16 protein-coding genes and 2 pseudogenes are annotated in these 15,057 nt (G+C 67.1%); 4 read left to right on the forward strand and 14 right to left on the reverse strand.

The features are described 5' to 3' along the window. Position 1: 1 nt before the first annotated feature. Positions 2 to 208, reverse strand: a complete 207-nt coding sequence (locus tag C477_RS06395) for a hypothetical protein (protein WP_008893638.1) — start codon at positions 206 to 208, stop codon at positions 2 to 4. A 164-nt stretch (positions 209 to 372) separates the two neighbouring features. Between C477_RS06395 and C477_RS06400 the strand changes: the two genes are divergently transcribed. Continuing rightward, entirely contained in the window at positions 373 to 570 is a 198-nt protein-coding gene (locus C477_RS06400) for a hypothetical protein (RefSeq protein WP_239641849.1), read from the forward strand. A 111-nt stretch (positions 571 to 681) separates the two neighbouring features. Here C477_RS06400 and C477_RS06405 read toward each other — a convergent pair whose 3' ends face one another. Beyond that, positions 682 to 2,079, reverse strand: a complete 1,398-nt coding sequence (locus tag C477_RS06405) for an FAD-binding oxidoreductase (protein ID WP_049914348.1) — start codon at positions 2,077 to 2,079, stop codon at positions 682 to 684. 219 nt (positions 2,080 to 2,298) lie between these two features. Here C477_RS06405 and C477_RS06410 point away from each other — a divergent pair, with 219 nt between their 5' ends. Further along, entirely contained in the window at positions 2,299 to 3,732 is a 1,434-nt protein-coding gene (locus C477_RS06410; protein WP_008893641.1) for an FAD-binding oxidoreductase, read from the forward strand. Positions 3,733 to 3,777: 45 nt separating this feature from the next. Here C477_RS06410 and C477_RS06415 read toward each other — a convergent pair whose 3' ends face one another. After that, positions 3,778 to 5,205, reverse strand: a complete 1,428-nt coding sequence (locus C477_RS06415; protein WP_008893642.1) for an MATE family efflux transporter — start codon at positions 5,203 to 5,205, stop codon at positions 3,778 to 3,780. A 150-nt stretch (positions 5,206 to 5,355) separates the two neighbouring features. Then, a complete protein-coding gene (locus tag C477_RS06420; protein WP_008893643.1) occupies positions 5,356 to 6,444 on the reverse strand; it encodes a geranylgeranyl reductase family protein in 1,089 nt (362 codons plus the stop codon). Positions 6,445 to 6,567: 123 nt separating this feature from the next. Between C477_RS06420 and C477_RS06425 the strand changes: the two are divergent. Then, positions 6,568 to 7,417, forward strand: a pseudogene (locus tag C477_RS06425) (cyclase family protein). After that, positions 7,414 to 8,409: a fumarylacetoacetate hydrolase family protein gene (locus C477_RS06430; RefSeq protein WP_008893645.1), complete on the forward strand. Its 996-nt coding sequence runs from the start codon at positions 7,414 to 7,416 to the stop codon at positions 8,407 to 8,409. The pseudogene C477_RS06425 and the gene C477_RS06430 overlap by 4 nt, the downstream one beginning before the upstream one ends. A gap of 42 nt (positions 8,410 to 8,451) precedes the next feature. Here the strand turns inward: C477_RS06430 and C477_RS06435 are convergent, their stop codons facing one another. The 10 genes and pseudogenes from C477_RS06435 to C477_RS06475 form a co-directional block, all read right to left on the reverse strand. Then, positions 8,452 to 8,808 carry a hypothetical protein gene (locus C477_RS06435; protein WP_008893646.1) on the reverse strand — a complete coding sequence of 119 codons (357 nt, stop codon included), beginning with the start codon at positions 8,806 to 8,808 and terminating at the stop codon, positions 8,452 to 8,454. A 108-nt stretch (positions 8,809 to 8,916) separates the two neighbouring features. Next, on the reverse strand, positions 8,917 to 9,543 hold the full coding sequence (locus C477_RS06440; protein ID WP_008893647.1) for a GTP-dependent dephospho-CoA kinase family protein: 627 nt from the start codon (positions 9,541 to 9,543) through the stop codon (positions 8,917 to 8,919). A gap of 7 nt (positions 9,544 to 9,550) precedes the next feature. Continuing rightward, the gene (spt4, locus tag C477_RS06445; RefSeq protein ID WP_008893648.1) at positions 9,551 to 9,748 is read right to left on the reverse strand and encodes a transcription elongation factor subunit Spt4; all 198 of its coding nucleotides are present in this window, start codon (positions 9,746 to 9,748) and stop codon (positions 9,551 to 9,553) included. Positions 9,749 to 9,750: 2 nt separating this feature from the next. Next, positions 9,751 to 10,326: a DNA-directed RNA polymerase gene (locus C477_RS06450; RefSeq protein WP_008893649.1), complete on the reverse strand. Its 576-nt coding sequence runs from the start codon at positions 10,324 to 10,326 to the stop codon at positions 9,751 to 9,753. Between the two features lies 1 nt (position 10,327). Beyond that, positions 10,328 to 10,720, reverse strand: coding sequence for a PIN domain-containing protein (locus C477_RS06455; RefSeq protein WP_008893650.1), 393 nt, complete (start codon positions 10,718 to 10,720; stop codon positions 10,328 to 10,330). 30 nt (positions 10,721 to 10,750) lie between these two features. Beyond that, positions 10,751 to 11,983, reverse strand: a complete 1,233-nt coding sequence (locus C477_RS06460) for a translation initiation factor IF-2 subunit gamma (protein WP_008893651.1) — start codon at positions 11,981 to 11,983, stop codon at positions 10,751 to 10,753. 241 nt (positions 11,984 to 12,224) lie between these two features. After that, positions 12,225 to 12,464 carry a DUF7511 domain-containing protein gene (locus C477_RS06465; RefSeq protein WP_008893652.1) on the reverse strand — a complete coding sequence of 80 codons (240 nt, stop codon included), beginning with the start codon at positions 12,462 to 12,464 and terminating at the stop codon, positions 12,225 to 12,227. Positions 12,465 to 12,793: 329 nt separating this feature from the next. After that, positions 12,794 to 12,946 (reverse strand): hypothetical protein, encoded by a 153-nt coding sequence (locus C477_RS24005; protein WP_008893653.1) that lies wholly within the window; start codon positions 12,944 to 12,946, stop codon positions 12,794 to 12,796. 239 nt (positions 12,947 to 13,185) lie between these two features. Beyond that, a complete protein-coding gene (gene pstA, locus C477_RS06470) occupies positions 13,186 to 14,823 on the reverse strand; it encodes a phosphate ABC transporter permease PstA (protein WP_008893654.1) in 1,638 nt (545 codons plus the stop codon). 49 nt (positions 14,824 to 14,872) lie between these two features. Beyond that, a pseudogene (locus C477_RS06475) lies at positions 14,873 to 15,057 on the reverse strand (phosphate ABC transporter permease subunit PstC); the annotation flags it as partial.

Consider the following 15,057-nt stretch of genomic DNA (forward strand, 5'->3'; position numbering starts at 1 on the left):
CTCATTCGTGTGCGTTCAACCCCGCTCCCAGCGCGACGCCGAGGGCGACGCCGATCGGGAGCCAGAGCCCGATATCGTCGGTCACGACGCCGACGGCGGTCCCGACCGCCACGCCGATCGCGATTCCCACACCGAGTTCGCCGCCGTCGGAGCCGTCATTGGAGCCGTCGGCGGTTCGGCTGTCCGTCGGCTCCGGTGACTCGTCCATACCGCACGATGTCGTCGGGAGACGATAGCTTTCGGTGGTCATCGACTCGCCAGCGACCGATGGGTGTCTGGTGGCAAGGATTTATAGTGATAGAATTCTAAGGTCTATACATGGAACGTAACGCTGCTCGAGATCGATACGTCCCGCGATCGACGTGGACGACGATGAGTTGTGAGACGCTCTCGGCGCTGACGACCGTCCTCGCCCTCGCGTTCGCGGCATCGCTGCTGACCGCCTCGATCGGCGCCCCCGAAGACGTCGTCACGATTGCGGTCGCGACCGTCGGGATCGTCGCCGTCGGACTCACGCTCGCGCGACTGTTCACCCGCTTCGAGGCAAACGGATTGCCCGTCCTCGAGTAACCGGCGCCGCTCGCCGCGTCGACGAGACTTCCGTGCTCGCCGACGCGGTGGACCATCCATTCTCATCGACTCAGTGACGAGCCGGAGTCGCTTCTCGCTGTCTCGCGCCTGTTACGCGGCCGGTTCGACGTTCTGGTTCATCCGGAACAGATTCTCCGGGTCGTACCTCGTCTTCACGTCGACCAGTCGGTCGTAGTTCTCCCCGTAGCCGAGGGTCTCCTCGCCCTCGCGCTCGCTGATGAAGTTCACGTAGACGCCGCCGGTCGCGTATGGCGCCATGGCGTCGAAGAACTCACGGGACCAGGCGATGCACGCGTCGTCCATCGCGGGATCCTCCCAGCGGGTGTGGACGTTCATTCCGTACTCCGCGTCGCGGTGCGGGAAGGCCGTCGCGTCCGCCGGTACGCGTCCCATCGCGCCGCCGATCTGTCCGAAGAAGATTTCGGACTGGGCCGTTGGCAGGTCGCGCGCGTATCCGACGACGGTATCGATCGCCTCGTCCGAAATCGCACTGAAGTTGTGTGACTTCCAGTAGTTTCGGGCCCCGTCGGTGAGCAGCGGATCGAACGCCTGTTGGAACTCGGCGTACCGGTGCGGGCCGACGACGTCTGCGACCGGGTCGCCGTACTCCCGGATCGGCGCCAGCACCGTTTCGCCCTCGGCGATATCGCCGGCGTAGAACGGCACCACCACGATCACGTCCTTGCCGTGGATGTCCTCCGGAAGGAACGGAAGCGGCGGCGCCTTGCGGAGGACGACCCAGACGGTCGACTCGTCCGGCGCGTCCGCGTTGAAGTCGCGCACGTGTCGGAGGACGTCCGGCGCGTCCGCGCCGCGGTAGACGACCATCCCGGCGAGCACCGCCGGACCGACTTCGTGGAGATCGAACTCGAAGGACGTGACGACGCCGAAGTTGCCGCCGCCGCCGCGAATCCCCCAGAAGAGATCCGGATTCTCGTCCTCGCTCGCCCGACGGAGTTCGCCGTCTGCCGTGACGACGTCGACCGATCGCAGGTTGTCCACGGTCATGCCGTACTTCCGGGTGAGCCAGCCGAACCCGCCGCCCAGCGTCAGCCCGGCGACCCCGGTCGTCGAGTTGATTCCCAGCGGGGTCGCGAGGCCGAACGCCTGGGCCTCGTGGTCGAAATCGGCGAGCGTCGCACCGGGCTCGACGCGAGCCGTCTTGCGTTCGGGGTCGATGCGAACCGAACGCATCGCCGAGAGATCGAGCAGCAAACCGTCGTCGCAGACCGCGTTGCCGGCGACGTTGTGGCCGCCGCCGCGAATCGCGAGGAGCAGGTCGTTTTCGCGGGCGAAATCCACTGTCGCGATTACGTCCGAGACACCCTCGGCGCGCACGATTGCAGCCGGCGACCGGTCGATCATCCCGTTCCAGATGGACCGGGCCTCGTCGTAGTTCGGATCCTCGGGTCGGAGTAGGTCGCCGTGAAGCCCTTCGCCGAATCCGTCTATTGCACCGTCGTCTACGGGTGTGGTCATTACTGCCATCGTCCCTCGCTAGATAGAGGTCGTCGACGACGATATATGTTCCATAATTAATAATTGGATATAGCCGCTATCGGGACGCTCTCGAGTGCAGCATCGACCGATCGCGCCTCGAGCGCCGTTGTCGAGTTCCAGTTCATCGCTCACCCGTCATATCCGGACGGGTGATCGTCGTGTAATCGACCAAACTAGTTTATCGCCGCTAACGACGTAGCATGTCCTATGGAAACAGTACACAAGACACCCGGTGAGGAAGCGCTCTCGGACGTCCCGGGCAGCGCGGTTCGATCGTTCGAAGCCGGATTCGCCGGCGACGTGATTCTTCCGGCGCACCCGGAGTACGGCCGGGAGCGACGGGTCTGGAACGGGATGATCGACCGGTACCCGGCGATCGTCGCCCGCTGTACCGGCGTCGCCGACGTCGTTTCGGCGGTGAACTTCGCCCGCGAGCAGGGACTCCCGCTCGCGGTGCGGGGCGGCGGCCACAACGTCGCCGGAACGGCCGTCTGCGACGGCGGCATCGTCGTCGACCTGACGCCGATGAACGGCGTCCGCGTCGATCCCGAGGAACGGACGGTCCGCGTCGAAGGCGGCGCGACGCTCGGCGACGTCGATCGCGAGACACAACTGTTCGGTCTCGCGACGGCGCTGGGCGCCGTCTCACAGACCGGGGTCGCCGGACTGACGCTCAACGGCGGCTACGGCCACCTGAGCCGGCAGTACGGGTTGGCGCTTGACAACCTCCGTAGCGTCGACATCGTCACCGCGGACGGGCGAGTTCGCACCGCCAGCGCCGACCGGAACGCGGACCTGTTCTGGGGGCTCCGCGGCGGCGGTGGTGCCCTCGGCGTCGTCACATCCTTCGAGTTCGACTGCCACGAGGTCGGCCCCGAGGTGTATGCGTTCTTCGTCTGGTTCGACGCCGGCGACGCGGCGACGGTGATGGATCGCTACCTCGAGTGGACCGCTGACGCGCCCCGCGAGGCAGGCGTGCTCGCCTTCGCCGCGCACGTCCCGGAACTCGAGGAGTTCCCCGAAGAGACGTGGGGCGAGCCCGCGATCGCCATGCTCGGCTCCTACCGCGGCGACCTCGAGGACGCCGACGCGGTCTTCCAGTCGCTGCGGGAGAGCGCGACGCCTACCGTCGATTTCAGCGGCCCGATGGCGTACGCCGATCTGCAGTCGCTGCTCGACGAGGACTACCCCGACGGCCTCCGGTACTACTGGAAGTCGATCTACCTCACCGACGTCACTGACGGGGTCGTCGAGATCATGCTCCGGTACAACGAGTCGACGCCGTCGGCGCTCTCGACGATCGACCTCTGGCACCTCGACGGCGCGGTCGGCGAGGTACCGCCGGACGCGACCGCGTTTCGGCACCGCGACAAGCCGTACATGCTCACCATCGAAGCGAACTGGGAAGACCCGGCCGAAGACGACGCGAACGTCGACTGGGCGCGGGCCGCCTTCGGCGAGGTCGAGCGACTGCCGGTCGCCTCCGGCCGATACGGCAACTTCCCAGGGCTGAACGAGGACCCCGTCGAACGGCGCTTCGGGGACAACTACGAGCGGCTGGTCGACCTCAAGACCGAGTACGATCCGGCGAACCTGTTCGGAACGACCGGGACCGTCGCGCCGCGAACCGCGGCCGACTGACGGCCCCGTTTTCCGCGATCGTCCGCGACTGCATCGGTACCGGCGTCAGCTCGCTTCGGACGCCGGCCGGTAGCGCCGACTCACGACCTTCCAGCGACCGCTGCGAAACAGCCAGTAGTTGATCCCGCCGGGGACGGCGGTTTCGAGCAGCAAGGCGAGGTAGAGCCCCGTGATATCGAGCGCGGTCACCAGCCCCAGCGCGGCCGCCGGCAGGGCGAAGGCGTAGCGGCCGACCAGCGAGGCGACGAACGGCCACCGCGTGTCGCCGGCGCCCAGCAGTGCGCCGGAGGCGGCGCCGTCGATGCCGAAGCCGATCGAACTGACGGCGCCGACGGCGACGAACGCGGCCGCGAGCGCGCGTCCGTCCGGTCCCACGAACAGGCTCGCGATCGGCTCCGCGAAGACGACGACCAGCGCGGCGAGCCCGGTGTAACAGACCGCCGAGAGCCGGATGATCCCCGTGCCGTAGGCGCCGGCCGCGTCCTCGTCGTTCGCGCCGAGTCGCTGTCCGACCAGCGAACTCGCCGCCAGCGAGAGCCCCCAGTTGACGCTATTGATCAGCGCGCGTACCCGCCGGCCGACCTCGAGGGCGGTGACGACCACCGGCCCGAAGGAGCCGGCCACCCACAGCAGCGGAAAGACGACGATCCCCTGAGCGAGCCGACGGCCGATCTCCGGCGCGGAGATCTCGACGAGCTGTCGCAAGAGCGTCGGCTCGAGCCACGGCCCCGATCGCGCGAGCGGAACCGGGCTGGACTCCATCCCGAGGACGCCGTAGGACCGGCCGACCATCCCCCACGCGAGGACGACCGTCACGAACCCCGTCGAGAGCGTCGTGCCGATCGCCGCGCCGGCGACGTCCATCCCGAACCCGAAGATGAGCAGGCCGCTGAGAACGATGTTGAGGACGGCGCCGCCGGCGCGGGCGACCATCTCCGTGAACGTGTCGCCGACGCCGGTGTAGGTGCGGCTGGCGATGAGGTTGAGCAGTTCGAACAGGACCGCCGGCGCGACGAAGGTCAGGTAGGTCGCGCCGTGGGCGATCGACTCCGGCTCGGCGTCGAACAGCCCGATCAGTGGGTCGGCAAAGAGCAGAAACGCGGCTGCAAGCGGGAGCGCGATTCCGACGGCCAACAGGACGCTCTGGGTGACCACCAGCGAGGCGCGGCCGGTCTCCTCGCCGCCGTAGTTCTGGGAAACCAGGCTGACGGTGCCGCCCGCGAGCCCGAGGCCGAGCATCGTGACGATCTCCCAGAAGGCCAGCGCGTACGCCAGCCCCGCGGTGCCGGCCGTGCCGACGGCGACGCCGACCATCGCGAGGTCGGCCGTCTGCTTGGACATGATCGCGAAGCCGGTGACAATCCGCGGCCACGCGAGGTCGACGGTCGGGCGGAACCGCTCGGCGTCGATGATCCCGCAGCGCTCGAGTGCGCTCGCGACGTACTCGAGCGCAGCAGTTTCCCGGCCCGTCATCTACCGGGCGTTGCCGGAGGGGAGCCTTCGGTCTGTCGGCTCCTGTTCGCTTCCCTTCTGACGATTCAATCGGTGTGCGGTGGCGCGCACTGATTGAGTCGTCTCGAGCGACTCGAGAAAACCGCAAAACTACGGGAAAGGACCGACAACTCACCGAAGTCGCGAGAGCAGTGCCCGCAGGTGCGACGGCGAGACGAGCGACGTCGGGCGGTCCATGTGGACGCCGATCTCACCCGAGAGCGCACCCAGGCCGACGTGCTGGACGGGTTCCGGAAGCGAGTAGGCCCGGCGGAGCCAGTGGCCGAGTTTCTGCTCGCGCGCTAAGTCCTCGCGCCACGTGCGCTCGTAGGCGGCCAGCGTCGTCGGCCGGTCGGGATCGATCTCGCGAACGGCGTGGTCGGCGCTGGTCATGCTGTAGAGGATGCCGCCGCCGGTGAACGGCTTGGTCTGGGCGGCCGCGTCGCCGATCAGGAACGCCCGGCGGGACGTGACGCGATCGGGCGGTCCGATCGGAATCGCGCCCGAACAGCGGTGGGAGACGTCGATCTCGTAGCCGTCGATCAACTCCTCGAAGTGCTTGGTCACCTGGACGCCCGGCGGCGCGGCCAGTCCGTACTCGACGCCGGCCGACCCCCGCGGGATGCGCCACGCGAAGAACGTCGGCGCGGTGAGGTGGACGTCGACGAAGTTCTGATGGTCCTCCTCGTCGGAGAACGCGAGGACGCCGTGGAGCAGTTCCTCGGGTTCGGGCAGCCCGAGTTCGTCTCGAACGCGAGAGCGCGGGCCGTCGCAGCCGGCGACCATCTTCGCCTCGAACTCGAGAGTGCCGTCGGGACCGTTGGCGACGACTTCGACGCGGTCGCGGTGCTCCGTGACGTCGGTCACGGTGTGTTCCTCGCGAACGTCCGCGCCCGCCTCGCGAGCGAGGTCGGCGAGGTGGCGGTCCAGTCCGACCCGGTCGATGACGTTCGAGGCGACCTCGCGCTTGTAGAAGGGATAGGCGTCGCTTCGCGGCCCGCCGACGTGGAACCGCGCGCCGTAGATCTCGTTTTGGAACAGTTCCTCGCGGGCGCCCTCGCCCGTGAACTTCCAGACGTCCGTGCTCACGTGGCCGGAACAGGCCAGCGGTTCCCCGATCGATCCCTTCTCGAGGGCGAGCACGTCGTACCCCTCTTCGGCGGCCCGGCGGGCGAACCGCGCGCCCGGCGGACCGACGCCGACGACGACGAAATCGTACATGTCCGGCACGTTCACGCCGGGCAGTAAATAGTTTCTCGAGATTCTCCCGACGATCAGCGATCGACGGCGGTGACCGTTTGCCACCGGGTCACTTTCAAATAGGAGCTCGGAATCGTGGCTACTATGAGCGAATTGTTGACATCCGACGAGACCGCGCTGATCGACCTGAGCATCGGTCTCGAGGACGGCCCGCCGAGCGAACCGATGCCGCCGTCGATCGACGCTTTCGACCACGAGGCCGGCGCCCAACGGCTCGCCGAGAACCTCCGGGAGCTGGGCCACGACGTCGACGCCGCGGATTTTCCGGGCGGGACGGGGCTCGCGTGGGAGGACCTCGAGGTCATTCCCCACGCCGGCACCCACCTCGACGCGCCGTGGCACTACGGCCCGGAAGTCGACGGCGAACCGGCGAAGACGATCGAGGAGATCCCGCTGGAGTGGTGTCGAGGGAACGCGGTCGTCCTCGACTTCCGCGAGACGGACGCGGGCGAGGAGATCGGCGTCGCCGACCTCGAGGACGCTCTCGAGGAGTTGGACCACGACCTCTCCCCGGGGGAGATCGTCCTGATCCAGACCGGCGCCGACGAGCTGTGGGGCACGCCCGAGTATCTCACGCAGTTCCCCGGGATGAGCGCTGAGGGAACGAAATTCCTCGTCGAGCAGGGGGTGAAGGTGATCGGAACCGACGCCTACGGCTTCGACAAGCCGTTCGCCGAGATGGGCCGGCGGTACGTCGAGTCCGGCGACGAGGAAGAGCTGTGGCCGGCCCACGTCGCCGGTCGCGAGGTCGAGTACTGCCAGATCGAGAAGATGGCGAACCTCGACGCGCTCCCGCGCGAGACGGATCCCAATCGTCGCGTTCCCGATCAAGATCGAGAACGGCAGCGCGGGCTGGGTGCGGCCCGTCGCCTTCGTCGGAGACGGTGCGGACGCCGGAAGCGATGACGCCGGCTCCGGAGGTGAGACGGCGTGAAACTCGCTACCTTCGAGGTCGAGACCCCCGTCGGTCCCGTCGAGCGCATCGGGGCCGTCGCCGAAGCGACCGAAGACGAGGACGCCCCTGCGGGAGCGGCGACGCTGATCGACCTCACCGCCGCCTACGGCGCCGCCCTCGAGGCCGAGGGCGAACCCGCACCCGCCGACCTCGCGCGCGCCCACGTCCCGCCGGAGATGATCGCCTTCCTCGAGCGCGGCGGGCGGGCGATCGAAGCCGCCCGCGAGGCCCTCGAGTACGCGGCCGAGACCGACGCCGAGCGCGGCCCCGGCGGCGCGAAACTCCGGTACGAACCCGACGAGTACGATCTGCTCGCGCCGCTTCCTCGTCCCAACTCGCTGTGCGATTTCATGGCCATCGAGGAGCACGTGCAGAACAGCATGGACGGCGAGATCCCCGAGGTCTGGTACGAGCTGCCGGTCTACTACAAGGGCAACGCCGACAGCGTCGTCGCGCCCGGCGAGACGATCCGGTGGCCCGACTACTCGTCGATCATGGACTACGAACTCGAGATCGCGGCCGTGATCGGAACGCGCGGCCGGGACATCGACGCCGAAAACGCGGCGGAGCACATCGCCGGCTACACCGTCTTCAACGACTTCAGCGCCCGCGACATCCAGGGCGAGGAAATGGAGGGGCGACTGGGTCCGGCGAAGGGGAAGGACTTCGCGAACGGTCTCGGCCCCTACGTCGTGCCCGCGGACGATATCGACGTTCTCGAGGCGCCGATGACCGCCCGCGTCGACGGCGAGGTCTGGTCCGAGGGGACGGTCGACGAGATGTACCACTCCTTCGCCGACATCATCGAACACGTCTCGCAGTCCGAGACACTGTATCCGGGCGACGTCATCGGCAGCGGCACCGTCGGCGAGGGCTGCGGGCTCGAACTGGGGACGTTCCTCGAGGACGGGAATACGGTCGAACTCGAGATCGAGGGTATCGGCACGCTCGAGCACGCGGTCGTCGAGTGACGGCGTGTCGGTCGAGCGAACAGGGAGGTGCGTTGACCCTGTTCAGTCGGAGTCGGCATCCGCGCTCGCCCTGCTCGAGGTGAGGAGGAAGCCGATAACGCCGAGGTAGCCGACGAGGAACTCGATGCCAGCCCCGCCCGCCGCGTACTGCTGGCCGAACGCCACGGAGCCGATACTGACGCCGAATACCCCGATCGCGTGGCCGAGTCGGTCCGCCGACCGATCGAAGGCGGGGAACTCGCTCCAGCGCAGTCGACGGTAGCGCACTTCGAAGTACCCCCAACCGGTGTAGATCGCAACCACGGCGGCGATTAGGAACCAGTTCGAGCCGAACGCGACGCGTAACGCCCCGCCGGCGGCCGCGCCGATGGCGATCCCCGCGAGGACGGGTCTATCCATATCACAGAAAACAATTTCTGCTGACAATATTCTTGTGAAACGCCGTGCGCACTCGCGGCGTCGGCTCGAATCGGGACCGACCGAACCGATCGCGAATTCGCTCGAGCGCTACGTTCCGTCCTCGAGAATCTCCCAGAAGCGATCGATGTCGCCCTCGAACCGGTCGAGCAGCGCCCGCATGTCCTGCTGGTGTTTCTCGGTGACTTTCACGTGAACCATCCCCTCGTCGGGCTGGCCGTAGACGACGCTCGCGCCCTCGGGAGCGGCGACGATCGCCGGCAGGGCGACCAAATCCTCTTCGCCCTCGACGAGGATGGTCGTCGGTTCGTCGCGGGCCAGCCCCTCGAGGAGGGCCTCGACGACCGCCTGCGAGATCTCGGCGGGCGGGTTGACGACCTCGACGGTCGTCCCCTCGGTGACGGTCTCGCGGATCTCCTCGTCGACGGCCGACCGCTTGGTCCGCTCGTCGACGAGCGCGACGTCCGGCGGGCGACCCGCTCGCAGGAAGTGGTAGGTGACGACGTCGCCGACGGCGATCAGCGGCCCGTCGACGTCCTCGAGGAGCCGGTCGGCGTCGGTCTCGATCGGTCCCATCGGCTCCTTGAGTTCGTGGCGGAGTTCGTCGGGCAGGACCAGTAGCTGATCGTCGATGTCGGGAGTCGATGCCGCGTCTTCGTCGTCCGTAGGCGCGTTCGTGTCCGCGTCCGTCTCGGCGGGAGAATCGTCGCGGGTCACGGCGCCGTCAGCGGACCTTCAGCGCGTACGCGCCGGGTTCGGTGACCTGCATCTCGGTGGCGATCTGGCTCTCCTCGGGGTGGGCGATGACGACGTAGCCCGCCCAGTCCTCGGTCAGCGACGAGGAGTTACAGCTCTCGCAGGTGTCGTTGTCGGGTTCGTTGACCCGGTGACACTCGCGACAGACGAGACGATCCGATGCCATGGTTACTCACCCTCGGCCGTCGTGGCTTCGCGTTTCTCGTGTTCCTCCTCGAGCCAGCCGTGTTTGCCCAGACCGGGCTGTTTGGCCGTGAGGCCGATCTTCGAGTCTCGCGGGTTGCGCTCGTCGATGCTCTTGGTGACGATCCGGGCGCGGACGGCGTCCTCGACGCCGAGCGCGCGGTCGGACTCGTTCGAGGAGAGCCGCTGGTTCTCGCCGTCGAAGGCGAGGTACTCGTCGCTGATCTGTGAAACGTGCAGCAGGCCGTCGACCGGGCCGATGCCGACGAAGGCGCCGAATTCGACGACCTCGACGACGGTGCCGTCGACGACTTCCTGCATCTGCGGATCGAAGGTGACCGCGTCGAACTCGGCCTCGTAGTAGACGCCCGGTCGGTTCGGGAGGACCGTTCCCTCGCCGATGTCGTGAACCTCGGTAACCGAGACGACGCTACCGACCTCCTCGTCCATGCGCCCCTCGAGTTTGTCCTGTAGCAGTCGCTTCACGAGGTCCGGCGAGACGTCGCCGAGCTCCTCCGGCGGTACTTCTACCGTGTCTTTCAGTCTGACCCGTTTGTACATTCTATGGTTGAGTGATCGCTAACTTGTTTCTCCCGCGTAATGCAATTACCGGTACACTCGCCTCGAGCACCCGGTCGCGCAGCGGGCGATCGTTCGTAACGACGTAGTCGACGACGTCCTCGCGGGCGAGTTCGACCAGCGCGTCGTCGGCGTACGACGCCTCCGTGTCGACGACGAGACAGCGCTCGGTCGCCAGATCGTGGCCGACGTTCGCGGCCGTTCCCTCCTCGCCGCCTTTCTCCGAGAGACGACGGAGTTCTTCGAGGACGGCTTGTGGAGCCGTCGCCTCGTAGTCGTCGAGCAACCGCTCGAGTTCGTCGAACAGCCGAACGTCGAGTTCGACGGGCATCATGAGCGCGCTCGTGTCGAGGGCGACCTGCGTCGGCGTAGCCATTCGTTGTCGGATGTCTCGTCGTCGGTCGTGTTATTCTGTGAGCGTTCCGAGCCCGATCAGCCGCCAGCGCGCGCCGATGCGGCGGTTGATCGCGATCTTTGCGCCCGGTTCTGCGGCGACGGGTCGTTTGAGGTTGACCTCGCACTCGCCCTCGCGGGCGCTGGTGACGGCACCGACGGTCGTCGCCGTGCCGACGGTCATCATCAGGGGTTCGCCCGTGCTGATCTCGTCGACCGTCTCGCCGCTCTCGGCGCCGACGACGCGCTCGAGCAGGTCGACCTCCATCGTAAAGGACTGCCAGGTCGGCGGGAGCGATCCCGTCGGTCCGGCGAGTCGACCGGCCAGTGCGTCGCCTTTCGTCAGCGAGGGATCGAGACCGGTCCCGACGCCGAGCAGACCGCCCGGCGTGACGGTGTCGACGGTTTCTCCGCCGGCCTGCAGCGATCGAACCGTCGTCTCGATCGGCACGTACTCGGTCTGGCCGCCTTCCTCGACCTCGCGGCCGGGGCGGATCTCGATCTCGTCGCCGACCTCGAGTTGGCCCTGTACGAGGCTGCCCCCGAGGACGCCGCCGGCGAGATCCTTCGCGCTCGTCCCCGGCTTGTTGATGTCGAAACTCCGGGCGACGTGCATCCGCGGATCGGCGTCGGGATCCCGGTCCGGTGTGGGGATCTCCTCCTCGATGGCCTGGATCAGCAGGTCGAGGTTGACCTCCTGGCCGGCCGACACCGGAACGACGGGGGCGCCTTCGGCGACGGTGCCCTCGACGAACTCCTGGATCTCCTCGTAGTTCTGGCGGGCCTGGTCGCTGCTGACGAGGTCGACCTTGTTCTGGGCGATGACGATGTTGTCGATGCCGATGATGTCGAGCGCCATCAGGTGCTCTTCGGTCTGGGGCTGCGGGACGGGTTCGTTGGCGCTGACCACCAACACGGCGCCGTCCATCAGCGAGGCGCCCGACAGCATCGTCGCCATGAGGGTCTCGTGACCCGGGGCGTCGACGAACGACACGGTCCGGAGCGGCTCGCTCGGCGAGCCGTCCGCACACTCCTCCTCGACGGTGTAACATTCGGGTTCCTCGAGTCCGTCACAGTAGCGGAACGTCGCGTCCGCGTACCCCAGCCGGATAGAGATACCGCGTTTCATCTCCTCGCTGTGCTGGTCCGTCCACGACCCACTGAGTGCTTGCACCAGTGTCGTCTTGCCGTGGTCGACGTGACCGACGAGCCCGATGTTCACCTCCGGTTGTCCATTTCCTTCCATAAGACGATGAGTAATCTTGGCTGTAGCTTCCCCCGTGCGCTTGATAAAGGTTGCGAGCTATCCGCGCCGAGAGCCGGCCGACGGCGCGTCGTGTCGGCCATTCGTACACCGATATCCGAACGTTCAGATACGCGTCGTGACTGACGGCCCCGAGGAGCGCCGAACGGCCCGCACGAGTCCCGGGCAGCGGCCCGGTTTCGAAGTACTCGCGCGGCGTCGCTACCGGCGGGTCTCGGCGCCGTCAGCGAGCGTCCTCGAGATCGACGACCGCCGATAGATCGGCCGACAGCCAGTGGGTGAGCCGCTCCGTCTCGGAACACTCCCGGGGCGTGATCGTGCACCGATCGGGTCGGTTTCGGTAGCGAACGACGAGACACTCGAGCTGTTTCCGGCGCTCCGACTCGCCCTCGGCCGCGGCCCGGGCGCTGGCCAGTCGCTGTTTGATCGTGCGATCGTCGTAGCCGTTTGCGGATTCGCTCATGACTTGTTGGCCTCGCGGATGGTCCGTACATAGCGAACCCTCGGAAACGCACATAGCTGCTGCTAATTGGGGTATTGAGGTCTCGGTATCCGCTCGAGGTGATCCGTACGACCGGCTTCGATAGACCGAACGCCAGCGCCGTCGATCCGAATCGCTTCGCTGCGATCGCTCTCTCGCTCGCAGCTCTGTGCCTTCAATATCGGAAACGGCTGAGACAGTCGCGACGACCGGCTCGAGGCCGATCTAGCCGGACGAAAATGACAGGGTTGGTGGGGGTAGGGGTGGGGATGCGCGCAACCGATGCGCCGGACGGTTCGCCAGCCGCGCTCTCAGCGGACCGGTTCCGGTCGGGCCGGCCGGCGCTCGAGTAACGCTTCGGCGATGGCCTGCTTCCGGTGGCTGGTCAGTACGTGAGTGTAGACGTCCGTCTCCGCGTCCGGAGTGAACGCACAGATGGGACAGGTGTCGATCCGTTCGGGCATCACGTGAGACGACACCGGGACGATAGAAGACGGTTTCTAGGAGCGGTATAGGACGGTTCCGGGGCGACTATAGCACTACTGTGTTCGCACGGTGAACAGAAGATAGTCGGGCGCTTAACTCGCCGGTAAACCGGTCGAAGAGAGCATTCGCGAACTGCTCGCGGACGAACCGTTCGTCGCGGCGTGAATTCCCCGACTCGATTCGTCGTTCCGGCGTTTCAACTTCCCTTTCGAGTCGCTCAGTCGTTTCTCTGGTACTTGTTGCGAAGCAGGATCGCGGTGCCGTTCATCATCAGCAGGACGATGAGCAGGACGAGGACGCCGGCCGCCAGGACGCCGTGATAGAAGTCCGGCTTGGCTAACTGCGCCCACGAGTAGAGCTGTCGCGGCATCGCGCTGAACAGCCCGTAGAACGAATTCGGCGAGATTCGAACGACCGCCGCGACGCCGACCATCAGCAGCGGCGCCGTCTCGCCGATCGCGCGGCCGAACGCGAGGATCGTCCCGGTGAGAATACCGGGCATCGCCCGCGGTAGGACGACGCTGCGGGTCGTCTGCCACTTCGTCGCACCCATCCCGTAGGCCGCCTGTCGCTGGGAGTCGGGTACCGCTCGGATTGCCTCTTGGGCGGAGACGATGACGATCGGCAGAATGAGCAGCGCGACCGTCAGCCCGCCGACGATGACGATTCCGGGCCGGAACCCGCCCGAGTTGACGAACAGGACCAGGCCGAGCAATCCGTAGACCACCGACGGTACGCCGGCGAGATTCGCGATGTTGATCTCGATGAGTTCGACGACCGATCCGAGCAGTCCCTTGTTCGGCGCGTACTCCTCGAGGTAGATCGCGGCGCCGACGCCCACGGGGAACGCCGCGACGGCGACGACGATGATCATCATCACCGATCCCACGAGCGCGGGATAGATCCCCGCTTCCCGCGGGGTCGTGTTGTGAACGGAGGTCAGGAACTCCCAATCGAGCCAGACGTCGGGCCCGGTGAATCCGACCACGTCGACGACGACGGCGCAGGCGACCGCGCCCGTCGCGACCACGACCGGTAGCGCGAGTCCGGAGACGCCCTCACCGCGTCTGAACACGCCTTCGACGTACAGTCCGACGGGGACGCCGATGACCGTGGTCAGCAGGAGCCACGTCGTCCACGAGACGCCGGCGATCGGTCCGGCGACGACGCCCAACGCGGCCGCGACGACCGTCGCGCCGCCGGCGATCAGGCCCGCAAGCTCGCTCTCGCGGGCGCGACGGACGTACCAGCCGGCCGCCAGCGCGATCGGTGCCACGAACGTTCCCAGCAGCGATAACGGCGCCGCCGGAAGGACCGGAAGCGACAGGAGCAGCGACCGGAGGCTCGGCACGAGTCCGGGGAGTCCAACGAGCGTGAACACGACGGCGAGCACGGTGACCGCGGCCCGCTCGAACGCGCCGGACTCTCGAACTCGATCGTGGAGTTCGAGCACGCCGTACGCCACGAGCGCCGCGACCGTGAGGGCGAACCACTCGTGTGGGCTGACAATGTGTCTGAAAACGATACCGACGCCGCCGGTGAGCAGCGCCGCGGTGATCGGCAGTCCGAGCGACGTGTACGCGACTTCGCCCGCTCGCGGATCGAAGCGATAGTAGTAGATCGAGAGGGCGATCGCCGGGATTACGACGGTCGCGGCGACCGCTGCCCACCAGCCCGGATCGGCCGACGCCGGCTCGATCGCGTCGACCGCGACGTAGACGAGGAAAACGAACACGAGGAAGAGCGAGAGCAACGTGGCGCCGAGGCAACTGGCTTTGAACAGCTGTCCGCGGAGCTGACTCACCTGCCCGTCCGCACCGAACCAGGCGCCCGTCGACTCGTCGGTCGTCGCCATCAGCAGTTCACCTCCGTCGCGGTCGTGCCGTTCGCGGTGATCGTTCGGTTCATTGGTACTCCTCCCGGTAGCGGGCGGCAATACGGTTGCTGAGTAGGTTCATCGTAAACGTGATCACGAACAGCGTCAGCCCGATCGCGAACATGGAGTAGTAACCGGGGGTTCCGCCGGACAGGTCCGTCGTGACCGCCTGCACCATGGCGGCGGTCATCGTCTGGCCGGAGTTGAAGAGAT

This window comes from Haloterrigena salina JCM 13891, from assembly GCF_000337495.1.
Lineage (GTDB): Archaea > Halobacteriota > Halobacteria > Halobacteriales > Natrialbaceae > Haloterrigena > Haloterrigena salina.

Coding starts and splice junctions, on each gene's coding strand:
- C477_RS06395 (WP_008893638.1), bottom strand. CDS start 208: ATGGACGAGTCACCGGAGCCGACGGACAGCCGAACCGCCGACGGCTCC.
- C477_RS06400 (WP_239641849.1), top strand. CDS start 373: ATGAGTTGTGAGACGCTCTCGGCGCTGACGACCGTCCTCGCCCTCGCG.
- C477_RS06405 (WP_049914348.1), bottom strand. CDS start 2,079: ATGGCAGTAATGACCACACCCGTAGACGACGGTGCAATAGACGGATTC.
- C477_RS06410 (WP_008893641.1), top strand. CDS start 2,299: ATGGAAACAGTACACAAGACACCCGGTGAGGAAGCGCTCTCGGACGTC.
- C477_RS06415 (WP_008893642.1), bottom strand. CDS start 5,205: ATGACGGGCCGGGAAACTGCTGCGCTCGAGTACGTCGCGAGCGCACTC.
- C477_RS06420 (WP_008893643.1), bottom strand. CDS start 6,444: ATGTACGATTTCGTCGTCGTCGGCGTCGGTCCGCCGGGCGCGCGGTTC.
- C477_RS06435 (WP_008893646.1), bottom strand. CDS start 8,808: ATGGATAGACCCGTCCTCGCGGGGATCGCCATCGGCGCGGCCGCCGGC.
- spt4 (WP_008893648.1), bottom strand. CDS start 9,748: ATGGCATCGGATCGTCTCGTCTGTCGCGAGTGTCACCGGGTCAACGAA.
- C477_RS06450 (WP_008893649.1), bottom strand. CDS start 10,326: ATGTACAAACGGGTCAGACTGAAAGACACGGTAGAAGTACCGCCGGAG.
- C477_RS06455 (WP_008893650.1), bottom strand. CDS start 10,720: ATGGCTACGCCGACGCAGGTCGCCCTCGACACGAGCGCGCTCATGATG.
- C477_RS06460 (WP_008893651.1), bottom strand. CDS start 11,983: ATGGAAGGAAATGGACAACCGGAGGTGAACATCGGGCTCGTCGGTCAC.
- C477_RS06465 (WP_008893652.1), bottom strand. CDS start 12,464: ATGAGCGAATCCGCAAACGGCTACGACGATCGCACGATCAAACAGCGA.
- C477_RS24005 (WP_008893653.1), bottom strand. CDS start 12,946: ATGCCCGAACGGATCGACACCTGTCCCATCTGTGCGTTCACTCCGGAC.
- pstA (WP_008893654.1), bottom strand. CDS start 14,823: ATGGCGACGACCGACGAGTCGACGGGCGCCTGGTTCGGTGCGGACGGG.